Origin of the sequence: Vulcanococcus sp. DEBay_Sum22DG08_74 (genome assembly GCF_017852955.1) — a bacterium.
Classification (GTDB): domain Bacteria; phylum Cyanobacteriota; class Cyanobacteriia; order PCC-6307; family Cyanobiaceae; genus Vulcanococcus.
On sequence record NZ_JAFMKL010000046.1, the window covers coordinates 1 to 12877 of the forward strand.

The 12877-nt window shown below is 63.7% G+C and carries 16 protein-coding genes; 11 read left to right on the forward strand and 5 right to left on the reverse strand.

Going from position 1 to position 12877, the window contains the following annotated elements:
• Nucleotides 1-576 (forward strand): hypothetical protein (locus QZ184_RS06685; RefSeq protein ID WP_296418694.1); only part of this gene is annotated, 576 nt, incomplete at its 5' end.
• Between the two features lie 7 nt (nt 577-583).
• Here QZ184_RS06685 and QZ184_RS06690 read toward each other — a convergent pair.
• Complete coding sequence (locus QZ184_RS06690; protein ID WP_296418695.1) at nt 584-838, reverse strand: Nif11-like leader peptide family natural product precursor; 255 nt, start codon at nt 836-838, stop codon at nt 584-586.
• A gap of 107 nt (nt 839-945) precedes the next feature.
• Nucleotides 946-4947 carry a magnesium chelatase subunit H gene (locus QZ184_RS06695; protein ID WP_247478820.1) on the reverse strand — a complete coding sequence of 1334 codons (4002 nt, stop codon included), beginning with the start codon at nt 4945-4947 and terminating at the stop codon, nt 946-948.
• Nucleotides 4948-5103: 156 nt separating this feature from the next.
• Between QZ184_RS06695 and dapB the strand changes: the two genes are divergently transcribed.
• From dapB to QZ184_RS06720, 5 genes are all read left to right on the forward strand, one after another.
• Complete coding sequence (gene dapB, locus QZ184_RS06700) at nt 5104-5958, forward strand: 4-hydroxy-tetrahydrodipicolinate reductase (protein ID WP_296416541.1); 855 nt, start codon at nt 5104-5106, stop codon at nt 5956-5958.
• A 26-nt stretch (nt 5959-5984) separates the two neighbouring features.
• Nucleotides 5985-6632, forward strand: coding sequence for a hypothetical protein (locus QZ184_RS06705; RefSeq protein WP_296416540.1), 648 nt, complete (start codon nt 5985-5987; stop codon nt 6630-6632).
• A 74-nt stretch (nt 6633-6706) separates the two neighbouring features.
• Nucleotides 6707-6961, forward strand: coding sequence for a hypothetical protein (locus QZ184_RS06710; RefSeq protein WP_010317569.1), 255 nt, complete (start codon nt 6707-6709; stop codon nt 6959-6961).
• A gap of 71 nt (nt 6962-7032) precedes the next feature.
• Nucleotides 7033-8199, forward strand: coding sequence for an FAD-dependent monooxygenase (locus QZ184_RS06715; RefSeq protein ID WP_296418698.1), 1167 nt, complete (start codon nt 7033-7035; stop codon nt 8197-8199).
• Nucleotides 8200-8212: 13 nt separating this feature from the next.
• Nucleotides 8213-8425 carry a DUF2949 domain-containing protein gene (locus tag QZ184_RS06720; protein ID WP_010317567.1) on the forward strand — a complete coding sequence of 71 codons (213 nt, stop codon included), beginning with the start codon at nt 8213-8215 and terminating at the stop codon, nt 8423-8425.
• A 4-nt stretch (nt 8426-8429) separates the two neighbouring features.
• On the opposite strand, the gene QZ184_RS06725 is transcribed toward QZ184_RS06720, so the two are convergent.
• The gene (locus QZ184_RS06725) at nt 8430-8954 is read right to left on the reverse strand and encodes an adenine phosphoribosyltransferase (RefSeq protein ID WP_010317566.1); all 525 of its coding nucleotides are present in this window, start codon (nt 8952-8954) and stop codon (nt 8430-8432) included.
• A 39-nt stretch (nt 8955-8993) separates the two neighbouring features.
• Between QZ184_RS06725 and QZ184_RS06730 the strand changes: the two genes are divergently transcribed.
• The 5 genes from QZ184_RS06730 to QZ184_RS06750 all read left to right on the forward strand — a co-directional run bounded on the left by QZ184_RS06730 (nt 8994) and on the right by QZ184_RS06750 (nt 11875).
• The gene (locus QZ184_RS06730; RefSeq protein WP_247478812.1) at nt 8994-9530 is read left to right on the forward strand and encodes a DUF3038 domain-containing protein; all 537 of its coding nucleotides are present in this window, start codon (nt 8994-8996) and stop codon (nt 9528-9530) included.
• An 8-nt stretch (nt 9531-9538) separates the two neighbouring features.
• The gene (locus QZ184_RS06735) at nt 9539-10135 is read left to right on the forward strand and encodes a DUF4335 domain-containing protein (protein ID WP_247478810.1); all 597 of its coding nucleotides are present in this window, start codon (nt 9539-9541) and stop codon (nt 10133-10135) included.
• Between the two features lie 36 nt (nt 10136-10171).
• Nucleotides 10172-10420: a hypothetical protein gene (locus QZ184_RS06740; protein WP_247478808.1), complete on the forward strand. Its 249-nt coding sequence runs from the start codon at nt 10172-10174 to the stop codon at nt 10418-10420.
• A complete protein-coding gene (locus QZ184_RS06745) occupies nt 10417-10791 on the forward strand; it encodes a hypothetical protein (RefSeq protein ID WP_071777995.1) in 375 nt (124 codons plus the stop codon). The genes QZ184_RS06740 and QZ184_RS06745 overlap by 4 nt, the downstream gene beginning before the upstream one ends.
• Before the next feature lie 61 nt (nt 10792-10852).
• Complete coding sequence (locus tag QZ184_RS06750; protein ID WP_296418702.1) at nt 10853-11875, forward strand: linear amide C-N hydrolase; 1023 nt, start codon at nt 10853-10855, stop codon at nt 11873-11875.
• A gap of 139 nt (nt 11876-12014) precedes the next feature.
• On the opposite strand, the gene QZ184_RS06755 is transcribed toward QZ184_RS06750, so the two are convergent.
• Nucleotides 12015-12362 carry a hypothetical protein gene (locus QZ184_RS06755; protein WP_296418704.1) on the reverse strand — a complete coding sequence of 116 codons (348 nt, stop codon included), beginning with the start codon at nt 12360-12362 and terminating at the stop codon, nt 12015-12017.
• A 42-nt stretch (nt 12363-12404) separates the two neighbouring features.
• Entirely contained in the window at nt 12405-12596 is a 192-nt protein-coding gene (locus QZ184_RS06760; protein ID WP_010317549.1) for a hypothetical protein, read from the reverse strand.
• Nucleotides 12597-12877: the final 281 nt, after the last annotated feature.

The window sequence follows — 12877 nt, forward strand, 5'->3', positions numbered from 1 at the left end:
TGGGGCATCGAATCCATTGCCCTGGAGTACGACGCCGATAGCGCTTCCTATGCAGCCGCCGATGGCGACGTTCAGGTTTATGGCCAGATGACTGTGACCTATGACGACGGCACCACAGGCCTGGCGGAGGACGTGGCCTTTGCTGTCGCTTCTGTTGATCGGGCCGAAACTTTGGTGGAGCCCATCGCCGTTGACTCGTCTGCGGTCAGCTCCGTCGAGGATTTGGTGAGCAGCTACCTCGAGAGTATGCACAGCGCCGGCGACCTCGACGGCAATGGGGACCTCTCGCAATCGGAATTTGCCAGTGGCTTAGACCTTGCGGTCAACGACTACCTCACCGCCAATGCTCTTTCCGCTGATGAGTACGGCGCGATCGAGCAGGAGGTCTTCAACTTGCTCGCTGAGCAGATCAACGATCTCGATCCCGATTCGCCTGTCGACATCCAGATTGATGATCAGGGCAATGCCGATGCTGCTGACCTGATCGCCGCCCTCGATCTGACCTTTGACGAACTCATGCCTCCTGATATGGCAGAGCCCTTCGATCCTGTTCCAGTTGCCAGTGAGTACGGCTGATTCCCGTTTATCTCGCCGCCAAATTCAGTTGCTTGACTTCCAGGCTGATTAGGAAGCGCTCGTGATATGGGGTTTCAAACCACCGTTCGAGTTCTTCATCGGTCAAACACAGTGTGGTCTGGGCTTCGATGCGAAGTAAGTCAGCCTGCGTCAGCTTGATCCCCAGCTTTCTTGCCATCTCGCAGATCGCTGCAGGGTTCTGGCACTGCTTCACCTCTTTTTGGAGCAGCGGATCATCCTTGAGGATGAATTTCAAACTCATGACGCCTGCAGAGCTCAAATTCGTTCCCGTATCCTTTCCACCCAACGTATTCACAAAAAAGGCTGGTGGAGGCCACCAGCCATTGAGAGATCCGTGGGACGTCTGGATTACTCGGTGACGCCTTCGATGCGGTCCTCGATCTGCTGGTAGATCTCCTGGAGTTGCTCGATGTTCTCGTCGGAGGTCTCCCAGTAACCCCGGCCATTGACCTCCAGCAGCGTTCCGACGATGCGGCGGAAGCTGTGGGGGTTGAGATCCATCAGACGCTTGCGCATCTCGGGATCGTTGATGAAGGTCTCGTTGGCTTCCTCGTAGACGAAGTTGTCAACGGAACCACTGGTGGCACTCCAGCCCAGGGTGAAGTTGAGGCGCTTGGCCACCTCGCGCACGCCCTCGTAGCCGGAGTCGAGCATGCCCTCGTACCACTTGGGATTGAGCAGCTTCGTGCGCGAATCCAGGCGGATCGTCTCGCTCAAGGAGCGGACCTGGGCATTGGCGGTGGTGGTGTCGGCGATGTAGCTCGAGGGAGCCTTGCCGTCGTCCCGCAGGCCTTGGATCAGCTTGGTGGGGTCACTATCGAAGTAGTGGCTGACATCGGTCAGGGAGATCTCCGCTGAATCCAGATTCTGGAAGGTGACATCGGCGGTCTTCATGACCGACTCGAACACCTCACGCTTCTGGTTCATCTCGCCGGGGTTATCGGCGTTGAAGGCGAAGGTCTTACGGGAGAGGTACATCTCCTGCAGCTCGTTCTCCTCTTCCCAGGTGCTGTTCTCCACCGCCAGGTTGACGTTGGAGCTGTAGCTGCCGCTGGCGTTCGAGAACACCCGGGTGGCTGCATCCCGCAGGGAGATGCCTTCTTTTTCCGCTTGCTCCTGGGCGTGCTTGCGCACGAAGTTCATCTCCAGGGGCTCATCGGCCTCGGCGGCCATCTTCACGCCCTGGTCGATCAAGGCCATTTGGTTGATGAACAGGTCGCGGAAGACGCCACTGCAGTTCACCACCACATCGACGCGGGGACGGCCCAGGTCTTCCAGCGGAATCAGCTCCAGCTTGTTCACCCGGCCCAGGGAATCGGGCACAGGACGGGCACCAATGAACCAAAGGATCTGGGCCAGGGACTCGCCGTAGGTCTTGATGTTGTCGGTGCCCCAGAGCACGCAGGCGATCGTTTCGGGCCAGGTGCCCTGCTCTTCCTTCTGGCGCTCGATCAGGCGATCCACCACCACCTTGGCTGCCGCGACGGCTGCCCGGGTGGGAATGGCCTGGGGGTCGAGGGCGTGCAGGTTCTTGCCGCTGGGCAGCACATTGGGGTTGCGGATCGGATCGCCGCCGGGTCCTGGCAGGACGTACTCGCCGTCGAGGGCCTTCAGCAGGCTCTCCATTTCAAGGTCGGCGCAGACCTGCTCGAGGCAGAACTGCAGGTACTTGAACAGGGTCTCGAGTTCGGCCTGGTCCACGTCGGGGAATCCGGCGCTGCGGCAGGCACTCAGCCAAGGGCTGGGGAGCTTGAAGCCGAATTGCTCCAGCAGGTTGAAGAACCAGTCGAAGTTGCGGCGCAGGGTGACTCGCCCGTCGCTGCCGGTCACGGCCTTGACCATGGCGCCGATGGCGGCACGGGAGGTCTCGGTGATGACGCGGTTGAGCTCCACATCGGCGAGCACACCGTCGTCGTTGCCCTGGTAGACCTCGGCGATCGTGCGGCCCTTGCTCTCGGCCAGCAGGCCAGGCAGGGAGCGAATGCCCTCTTCCTCGCGCTCCAGTGCAGCGATGTTCACCAAGGTGGCGATCGCCTCCTCGGCGGTGGGGGGCTTGCCGATGGTGTGCAGACCGCAGGGCAGCAGACGGCTCTCGATCTCCATCAGCTGGCGGTAGACCGCGCCAACCACGCCATCGCGTCCGTCGAGGTCCAGCTCAGAGGCATCCACCTCGGGCAGCTCGACGTCCTTGTCGAGGTTGCACTGACGGGCGGTCTCGACAACGGCGTTGACGATTTGGATACCCCGGGAGCTTTCGCGCAGCTGCTGGTAGGAGCCCACCAGCTCACCCAGCTCCTTGAGGCCCTTGTAGAGGCCGGCGTTCTCCGCAGGGGGGGTCAGGTAGGAGATGGTCTCGGCGTAGCCGCGCCGTTTGGCGATGGTGGCTTCCGAGGGGTTGTTGGCGGCGTAGTAGTAGAGGTTCGGCAGGGCGCCGATCAGCGAGTCGGGGTAACAGGTCTCGCTCATGCCCATCTGCTTTCCGGGCATGAACTCCAGGGAGCCGTGGGTGCCGAAGTGCAGGACGGCGTCGGCGCCCCAGACCTTCTCGAGATAGGTGTAGTAAGCGGCAAAGCCGTGGTGGGGGCTGGCACTACGGGAGTAGAGCAGCCGCATCGGATCACCCTCGTAGCCAAAGGTGGGCTGAACGCCGACAAAGACGTTGCCGAAGTGGCGACCAAAGATCAGCAGGTTGGTGCCGTCGCTGTTGAGGTTGCCGGGGGGCTTGCCCCAGTTCTCCTCCAGCCGTTCGGAATAGGGGGTGAGGCGCTCGTACTCCTCGACGCTCATGCGGTGGGCGATGGCCAGCTCCGGTGCACCCTCGAGGGCCTCGGGGTCCTGGAGCACCGCTTCCATCAACTCCTTGGAGGTGCGGGGCAGGCCACTGACGTCGTAGCCCTTCGCGCGCATCTCCTCCATCACGCGGTGGATGGAGCCGAAGACATCGAGGTAGGCCGCCGTACCGACGTTGCCCTTGTCGGGGGGGAAGCTGAAGACGGTGATCGCCAGCTTCTTCTCAGGGCGCGGCTTGACCCGCAGGGAAGCCCAACGGATGGCTCGCTCAGCGATGGCATCCACCCGGTCCTGCAGGGTGTGGGCCTTGCCGGTGGCGTCGTCGCGGCCGGAGAGCACGATCGGCTCGATCGCGCCATCGAGTTCGGGGATGGCGATCTGCAGGGCCACCTGAACCGGGTGCAGACCCAGGTCGCTCTCTTCCCACTCCTGGGTGGTTTGGAAGACCAAAGGCAGCGCCACCATGTAGGGGCGATTGAGCTTCTTGAGCACCTCAATGGCCTTGGGGTGGTCCTGACGGGCCGGGCCGCCCACCAGGGCGAAACCAGTCAGGGAGACCACGCCGTCCACCAGGGGCTGGTCGGGGTTCAGCGGGTCATAGAAGAAGGCGTTGACCGGTTTGGTGAAGTCCAGGCCGCCGCAGAAGACGGGGATGACCGTCGCGCCGCGGTACTCCATCTCCTGGATGACCGCCACGTAGTGGGCTTCATCACCGGTGACGATGTGGCTGCGTTGCAGCACCAGGCCAATGACGGGGCCCTTGCGCGCTTTCTCGCTCAGGTCCTGGCGGCTGGCATTCCAGTTGAGGTACTCCTTGAGGTCCTCGAACATCGAGGGGGCCAGGGGGTGCCAGATCCCCAGATCGGGGAAGACCTCGGGGTCGGCCACCTGGATCTCGGGGCGGTTGTCGCTGCTGCGGGGGAAGACGTACTTGTCCGCCAGCATCAACAGGAAGTTCCGGAGATTGTCCGGGGTTCCGCCCAGCCAGTACTGGAAGCTGAGCATGAAGGAGCGGGCGTCCTGGGCCTTCTCCACCGGCAGGTACTTCAACACCGTCGGGAGGGTGTTGAGCAGCTTCAACATCGCGTCCTGGAAGCCAGCGCCGCCGGCCTCCTTGCGCTTTTTCATGAAGCCGGCGATGGCCGACTTGCTCTGGCCAAGCTGGGCCATGGAGAAGCTGCCCAGCTTGTTCAGGCGCATCACCTCCGGCATGGAGGGGAAGACCACAGCCGCCTTGAGGCGGTCGCGGTGCGGTGCGACGGCATCGACGACCTTCTGGGCCAGATCCTCAATGAAGATCAGCGAGGCGATGAAAACGTCGGCTTCAGCGATGTCCGCGCAGAAGTCCGCATAGTTCTGGGGATCGCGCAGCTCTTCAATCAAATAGCCGCTGAGATCAACCGCCAGGGGACCGTTCTGGTCGTTCAGGGAGGTGGCGGCCTGGGTCAGCGCGTTTTGGTACTGCGGCTCCAGCACCACGTAGACGGCCTTCATCACGGCACGGCCGTTCACCTCCGCAGGGCTGACGCGGCGGGAGGCGGAGCGGACCTGCGTGAACATTCGCGCTGATTGAGCAATGTGAAGAAGCCTACGAAGGAGTGCGCTGTCTGCGCGAGGGTTCTTCCCTCCTGTAACAGGAGTTTCGGGGGGTTCTCTGGACTCTGCGACTCGTGTTAAGGGGCGACATAGGCTCGGGCGATTGTCTTGCGCTCCCCCATGACCCAGGCTGCCGCCAGCAAGCCCATCTCCGTTGTGGTGGCCGGCGCCTTGGGCCGGATGGGAGCGGAGGTGATCAAGACCGTCGTGGCGGCGCCCGACTGCCAATTGGTGGGTGCGGTGGACACCACCCCAGGCAAGGAAGGGGCCGATGTGGGTCTGGAGCTCGGCCTCGGTGAACTGGAGGTCGCGATCACCTCTGATTTCGAAGGAACCCTCTGCCAAGCCAGTCAGGCCGTCCGCAATGACGGGCCGGGTCAGGGGGCGGTTTTGGTGGATTTCACGCACCCTTCAGTGGTTTACGAGCACACCCGTGCCGCCATCGCCTACGGCGTCCATCCCGTGATTGGCACCACGGGCCTCAGCCCTGAGCAGCTGGGCGAGCTGGCCCAATTCGCCGCCAAGGCCTCCGTCGGCGGTGCCGTCATCCCCAACTTTTCTGTGGGCATGGTGCTGCTGCAGCAGGCCGCAGCCGCGGCAGCCCGCTTCTATGACTTTGCGGAGCTCACCGAGCTGCACCACAACCGCAAGGCTGATGCACCGAGCGGCACCTGCATCAAAACCGCCGAGCTCATGGAGGAGCTCGGCAAGAGCTTCAACCCGCTTCAGGTGGAGGAGCACGAAACCTTGGCCGGATGCCGTGGCGGCCAGCGGGAGAGTGGCCTGCGGCTGCACTCCATCCGTCTACCCGGCCTGGTGGCCCATCAAGAGGTGATGTTTGGCGCGCCCGGCGAGACCTATACGTTGCGCCACGACACGATCGATCGGTCGGCCTACATGCCCGGCGTCCTGCTGACGGCCCGCAAGGTCCGGCAGCTCGATGGCCTGGTTTACGGGCTGGAGCGCTTGCTCTAATCCCTCCAGCAGCAGACACTGTCGGCATGCTCATCCCGCTTCGCTCCGGTGAGCTGCCGCGTCTGATCCCCGCGGTGGCCACTGGCCCTCAGTTCAACTTCTGCAGTGGCAGTCCCCAGAAGCTGCTGCAGCGGGTCTTTATCTCGGTGATCGGCGGGGTGATCAGCCTGTTGATCAGCCAAGGAGTGGCCATCAACAGCCAGGCCTCACCGATCCTGCTGTTGGTGGGGTTCATCTTCCTTCTCTATGTGCTGTGGGGGCCGATCGTTGAGGCCAGCCGCAAGAACGCGACGCTCCGCCGCTACCCAGCTGCCGCCATCTTCGAGGGGGAGGTGGCTGACCTGTACACCAAGGAATTGGTGGAGGGCCGCCAGGAGACCACCGACAAGCAAGGGCGCCTGGAAACCGTTGAGAACCGCCGCACCTGGCTCTGCCTGGAGCTGGAGGACGAGGACGGTTACCTCGGCAGCATCCGCTTCCCCTACGACAAAAAGCACAAGCAGATTCGCCGTGGCGCGGTCGTTCGTTGTCTGGTGCTGAGTGAGCGCAAGGACTTTTCTCGGGTGGGTGCCCTCAGTGATGCCTGGCTGCCCCAGCTGAAGCTTTGGGTTGGTGAGTACCCCTTTCTGCTGCGTCCGGCCTTTGAGGAGCTCTGCCTGATGCGCCTGCGCTGAGGCCAGGCAAACGGGGGCTTGTTACATCGCGCAATATTGCGTTACAGTTCTGTTACGTCCAGATGAGAAGCGCAATGACCCAGGCCAATCCTTCCGCCCCCGCAGTGATCCGCGGCGCCACCGTGACCGAAGAGGACGGCGGTCGTCTGAACGCCTTCGCCACCGAGCCCCGCATGGAAGTGGTGGACGTCGAGAGCGGCTGGGGTTTCCACGACCGCGCCGAGAAGCTGAACGGCCGTATGGCCATGCTCGGCTTTATCGCCCTGCTGGCCACTGAGATTGCCCTCGGTGGTGAGTCCTTCACCCACGGTCTGCTGGGTCTGGGCTGATCGCTCCCTAATTCATCTCAACGAGGCCGCAGCACAGAATCGTGCTGCGGTTTTTTTGTGCCGTTTCTTCCGTGCCCCAGCGCAGCGCCACATCGCCCCAAACCCTGCGCGCTCGGGTGAATGGCGCCGGTCCGACCGGGACGCTGAGCGCCTTGGCCCTGGCGGATGCGGGCTGGCAGGTGGAGCTCTGCGATCCCCTCACAGCTGCGGCATTGCGGGAACGCAATCGGGCCTACGCCCTGACCCATTCCAGCCAGAGCTTGTTGCAACGGCTTGGACTGTGGGATGCCTTGCTGCCGGCCCTGGCGCCCTTTCGCCGCCTGGAACTCTGTGATCGGGCCACGCACCTGCAGGTTCCCTTCACAGCAGCTGATCTCCCTTGGCTTGGGGGCGATCAGCCCGTGGGCTGGATCCTGCAGCACCAAGATTTGATGGGGGTGCTGCTGGGGGCGGTGCAGCACCAGACGTCGATCCACTCGCGCCTTGGGCTGACTCCGGTGCCCTCTCCCCTGGGGGTGGATTTGGTGGTGGCGGCCGATGGCCATCGCTCCCTCACCCGCCAGGCTGCTGGCATTAGCCAATGGGCCCTGCCCTATCGACAGGGCTGTCTGACGGTGCAGGTGCGTCTGCGCGGCTCCGCCCCAGATCAGGCCTGGGAGCTGTTTCGCCCGGAGGGGCCCTTTGCGGTTCTTCCCTTGGGCGGAGACGCGTTCCAGCTGGTTTGGAGTGCGCCGCTTTCGCGTCTGCGCCAGCTGGAGCAGCTCGATGCGGTTGCCTTCCTCGATGCCCTCAGCGGCGCCCTGCCGGAGGAGCTGCAGGCCGAGGTGCTGCTGGATCAACCCCGGGCCTTCCCCGTTGCTCTGGAGCTGGCCTGGCCCTTGGCCCGCCGCGGCACGGTTGCCATCGGTGAGGTGGCCCATCGCTGCCACCCGGTCGGCGGACAGGGCCTGAACCTCTGCTGGCGCGATGTCGATCAGCTCCATCGCTTGGCCCGCCGCTGCGCCACGGGCCGTCTGCGGCCGAGCGCCCTTCCTGGGGCCTACGGGCGTTCCCGCGTCCTCGACATCGCCCTGGTGCTGCTCGCCACCGATGCCCTGGTGCGTCTGTTCTCCAATCGGTTTGCTCCGCTGCTGCCCGTGCGCCGTCTGGCGCTTCTGGCCCTCGGCCGCTTTGGCTGGATGCGTCAGCTCAGCCTGCGGGCGATGAGCGAAGGACCTTGCCGCCTCTGGCGGACCTGATCAGGATGGCGGCATGGTGATCTGCACCTCGCCACAACCCGCCCCCCATCCGGAGCTGCTGCGCTTTCTGCGCAACAGCCTGGGCTTAAGCGAGAACGCCCTGGGGCTGGGGCTGAAGCAGTCGCAACTGGAGCAGGCTCCCCTGCCGGTGGTGCTCTGGCGCTTTGGCTTGATCAGCCTGGAGCAGCTCGATCAGGTCCTGCAGTGGCAGGACCTGCATCTGTAGCTCCTCAGTAGACGATCAGGGAGTCCACGGGCACTCCTGAGGGGAGTTTGCGTTGACCGCCGAGGTCGGCCAGTTCCACCACAAAGGAGAAACCCACCAGCTGACCGCCCACCTGTTGAACCAGCTCAGCGCAGGCCGCTGCAGTGCCGCCGGTGGCCAGCAGGTCATCCACGATCAGCACCCGGGGGTTGTTCTCAAAACCATCGGGGACGATCTCGAGGCGGTCCGTGCCGTACTCGAGGCTGTAGTCGACGCCGATGACCTGACCGGGCAACTTGCCGGGTTTGCGAACCGGGCTGAAGCCAATGGTCTTGGCGGTGGCCAGGGCGGTGCCGACGATGAAGCCGCGGGATTCGATGCCAACAATCAAATCGGGCTGAAGCCGGTCGCAGACCTCACCGAGCTGGCGCATGACTTCCTGCCAGGCGTCCGGCTGGCGCATCAGCGGGATGATGTCGCGAAAGAGGATCCCGGGCTGGGGAAAGTCGGGAATCTCTCGGACCAGTTGACGCAGATTGATGCTGCCCATGGTCGACGAATCAGCGCCAGTGCTGGCAGTATCGCAGCCATGGCCCAAGCCCCTGCGAGCGTGCAAACCCCGTTGTCCCGCCGCGGCATTGAGCGCCTGGATTTGATGCTCCTCTGCGCCGAGGCGCTGGATCTCAATGGCGGTGAGGCGATGGTCTGGCTGAGTGAGGAGATGGGTTTCACGGACCTCTTCCCCAACCGCGTTGAGCTCTGGAAACGCCGCTGCACCAATCCACTGCGGCGTAATACCCGCCGGGCCTCGCTGAAGCCCGAGGAGACGGATGCCTTGATTCGCATTCTCACCGCCCTCTCCGAGCGGCTCTACCCGATGCTGCGGACCCTGCTCTCCTCCGCTGAGCCGCCGGATCTGAATGCCCAGCGTTGGGATCTCTTTCGCTCCCGCCTGAGGGAGCTGGTGCTGGAGCGCCTGAACCCGCGGCGGGGCGGGGTCCAGCGCCTGCTCGATCCCCAGGAGGGTCCTGCCTTGAGCCGTGAATTGGTGCAATCCATGGCGCTCTGCGCTGGGGAGGGCGGTTTTGAGCGCCTGCGGGCGAGCCTTCTTGATGCGGCTGTTTGATCACTGAGATGAAACTCACCACGCGCTACGAACAGACCAGCTGCCGCCTGATCGTTGAGGGCTTGCCGGATCTCTCCGCTGGCCAGGACTCCAGCACCATTGGCATCCTCACCGGCTTCACGATGGGCCTGGCGGGCCAGACCGAACTGGAGGGCAAGCGCGAGCACCTGCAGGCGTTGCTCACGGCTGTGATTCCCTACGCCCGCCATCTCCTCAGTGGCGTCCCCAAGGCCTTCGGGGAAGCAGACGCCCCAGTGGCGATTGCTCCAGGCGATGGCTGCCACCAGCTGGAGTTGCGCAGCAGCCAGCCCAACACGCCGCCCTTGACCCTGCGGTTGGATGACGCCGAGCTCGCGGACCTGGTGCGCTGCCTCGATCAGCTCCGTTTGGATGCCCGTTTGGCGCTTCCGTTTGAAGCCCCCCCCTTGGTGCCCCTGGCTCGCAAGGAGTTGCGCCACCGCCAACCCCTACTGCGGCGCATTGCGGCTCCGCTGGCCGGTGTTGCGGCTTTCGCGATCAGCGCCGCCCTGATCGCCATGCTGCCGACGCCGAAGCCCGCCCCGCAGACTGCCCCCGAGCTGGCACCGCCGGCCAAGGGCGGTTGACGTCCATTTGAATCACCCCACACTTGCAGTACTGCGATGAGCGCATTGAGCTGGTCGGAATTGCGTCGTCGTGTCACCCGGCTGGGCGCCAGCCTGGATGTGGTGGTTCGCAGCGATCCGGAAGTGTGTGGTCTCAGTGGTCCTGACTTCCACATCTCTTTGCATCACGGCGGCCAGGGGGATTGCACGGTGGGCGACCTGAGCCTGGTGGATTGCCCCAATGAGTTGGTCTTGATCGAATTTGAGCGCTGGATGCGCGGGGCTGGACACCAGTTGGAGTCATGACACGGCAACGGCGTTTGCGGGTGGTGGCAAGCCGAGCGGGCGCTGCAGAGCGTCAGCGTCCGGTGTTCCGCAAACGCAAGGGCAAGCGCCGTCCGCGGCTGATCCTGGAGGCGCTCTTGATGATGGCCGGCGGGGTCGGCCTGCTGGTGCTGTTGCTCCAGTTGCCGCAGCTGATTGATCTCGACAGCCTGCTGCTCGTGAGCACGGCCCTGGCCCATCTGATTGGCGGCCTCTCTCAGTTGTTGATGGGGGTGCTTCAACTGCTGGGGGTGCTGCTGTTGGGCGGGTTGGCTCTGCTGGCTCTGTTGTGTTTGCTGGGTGGACTGGTGCGCTTCGTGCGGGCGGTGGTGGCTCCGCCTAAACGCCGTTAGGCGTTGTTCTCCGGCTCCGTTCTCTTCATCCTGTGGAGACCGCTCCGATCGGTTGGCCCCGATGAAGACCTCCCGTGTTTGGCCCTTGGCGCTGCTGCTGCTGGGGGCCCTGAGTCCGCAGGCCGCGCAGTCCTGTAGCCGTGTGCTCTCCAACAGCAACGGTCAGGCCGTGGTTGTGGGGCGGACGATGGATCTCTACCTCGACGACCAGGCGGCTCTGGTGCTGCGGCCCCGTGGTCTGGAGGCTGGTGGATTGGTCAGCGCTTCGGTGGCCAACGCCAAGCGCTGGCGGGTGAAGCACGGCAGCGTCGGGGTGATGAGTGTCGGCACGGTGCTTGCCGATGGCCTGAATGAACGGGGGCTCAACGTCAATCTCCTCTACCTCTCGGGTAGCGATTACGGCTCGCCAAGCAGCGGCAAGCCCGTTATCTCCAATCTGCGGATGGCGGAATTCGTGCTGGATCAGTTCGCCACCGTCGAGGAGGCGATCGCGGGGTTAGCCCAGGTTCAGGTCGTCTCGGACCGCATTCTTGATCGCGATTGGGGGCTGCATCTCTCCTTGGCTGACCGCAGCGGGCGTTCGGCTGTGGTGGAGTTCATCGCTGGGCGAATGGTGGTCCATCAGGGCAACCAGACGCGGGTGATGACCAATGAGCCGCCGCTGGCCTGGCAGTTGAACAATCTCAAGCGTTACCGCCCGTTCGGCGGGGACCTTCCCTTGCCTGGTGATGTCGATCCCGCCTCCCGCTTTGTGCGGGCTTCGACCTTCCTGAGCACCCTGCCGAAGGCCAGCTCCGCCGCGGAGGCGGAGGCCAATCTCTACGGCGTGATGAAAAACGTCGCTGTTCCGGCGGGGGCTGAGGACTACTCCGGCGGTCAGGCGGAGGACAGCTGGGTGACGCTCTGGACGGTCATCGCCAACCTCGATGAAGGCAGTTACGCCTTCCAGTTGGCCCGAAACCCCTATCCGATCTGGGTGGAACTCAAGCGTTTGAACTTCGGCGGCGGCGGAGCCATGCGCCGCCTCGACGTGCAGTCCCCCGAACTCACGGGTGATGTCTCCGAACGTCTGAACCGGTCCTGACTCAACCGCCGTGCAGTTGCTGGAACCAGAAGCCAGCTAGCTGCCAGCTGGAGTACAGGAAGATCCCCAGGAACAACCAATTCAGCCAGGCTGGACGCTTGTCGTTTTCAAACACAGGTGCTGTCCGCTCGCTGGGGCATCATCGCCCCTGAAACCATTGCAGCACCACTCCTTGGGCCGCCGGACCGGGAACAGTGATGACCGCCAGGGTTTCGGCTCCGCGTTGGTAGTCGTAGCGGCAAAAGCCCTGGCCAGTCCCTGAGCAGGCACTCAGGCTTTTGAGCCGGTTGCCAGCGAGCTGCCGGTCCATCGGTTCTGGCGCGAGTCCACGCAGCGGCGTCCAGCCATTGCGCTGCAGGCTGCTGTCGGCCTGCTCGATGGGTTGCTGCGGGATGAGGCCAAGCTCCTGGGCCGCGCTGGCTCCACCGATCCCACTGAGCAAGCTCAGCAGGATCAGCAGTCGGCTGGCGGAGGGAACAGCTGCCATGGCAGCGGCCGAGGTGAAGGTCTACCTCGATTAGAGCAATGCTCAGGCAGGAACGGAACTGCGCTGTTCACGCACCTGATCGTGCAGCGCCTCCAGTTGGGCGTGGACCGAGCGCAGTTGCTCCCGAATGGCCTCGGTGTTCTCCAACTTGCTCAAGGTCAAGAGCATGGTTTCGATCTGATCCTTGCTGTTGATCAGGACGCGGCATTCGCTGGTGCCAGGTTCGTAGCGCACGGGAGAGTGTTCGCTGGAACACCATCGAAGCGAGCCTGGCCGCTCAGAAGTGTGCCCGATGTTGCGGTTTCGGCGGTTGTCACGGCCTCGGCCTCTGTTGGCCCCCGTGACTGAAATCTTGAGATTGTCTGATCTCACTTGCACGGCCTGGTGACGGCGGCAAGATGCGAGTTTTCTCTCGTTGGGCAGCCAGGAAGAGCGAGTCCTTCAGGCTGGTTGGAAAAGCGGAGGGGGTGGGATTCGAACCCACGGAAGCTTTCACTTCGCTGGTTTTCAAGACC

Coding starts and splice junctions, on each gene's coding strand:
- QZ184_RS06690 (WP_296418695.1), bottom strand. CDS start 838: ATGAGTTTGAAATTCATCCTCAAGGATGATCCGCTGCTCCAAAAAGAG.
- QZ184_RS06695 (WP_247478820.1), bottom strand. CDS start 4,947: ATGTTCACGCAGGTCCGCTCCGCCTCCCGCCGCGTCAGCCCTGCGGAG.
- dapB (WP_296416541.1), top strand. CDS start 5,104: ATGACCCAGGCTGCCGCCAGCAAGCCCATCTCCGTTGTGGTGGCCGGC.
- QZ184_RS06705 (WP_296416540.1), top strand. CDS start 5,985: ATGCTCATCCCGCTTCGCTCCGGTGAGCTGCCGCGTCTGATCCCCGCG.
- QZ184_RS06710 (WP_010317569.1), top strand. CDS start 6,707: ATGACCCAGGCCAATCCTTCCGCCCCCGCAGTGATCCGCGGCGCCACC.
- QZ184_RS06720 (WP_010317567.1), top strand. CDS start 8,213: ATGGTGATCTGCACCTCGCCACAACCCGCCCCCCATCCGGAGCTGCTG.
- QZ184_RS06725 (WP_010317566.1), bottom strand. CDS start 8,954: ATGGGCAGCATCAATCTGCGTCAACTGGTCCGAGAGATTCCCGACTTT.
- QZ184_RS06730 (WP_247478812.1), top strand. CDS start 8,994: ATGGCCCAAGCCCCTGCGAGCGTGCAAACCCCGTTGTCCCGCCGCGGC.
- QZ184_RS06735 (WP_247478810.1), top strand. CDS start 9,539: ATGAAACTCACCACGCGCTACGAACAGACCAGCTGCCGCCTGATCGTT.
- QZ184_RS06740 (WP_247478808.1), top strand. CDS start 10,172: ATGAGCGCATTGAGCTGGTCGGAATTGCGTCGTCGTGTCACCCGGCTG.
- QZ184_RS06745 (WP_071777995.1), top strand. CDS start 10,417: ATGACACGGCAACGGCGTTTGCGGGTGGTGGCAAGCCGAGCGGGCGCT.
- QZ184_RS06750 (WP_296418702.1), top strand. CDS start 10,853: ATGAAGACCTCCCGTGTTTGGCCCTTGGCGCTGCTGCTGCTGGGGGCC.
- QZ184_RS06755 (WP_296418704.1), bottom strand. CDS start 12,362: ATGGCAGCTGTTCCCTCCGCCAGCCGACTGCTGATCCTGCTGAGCTTG.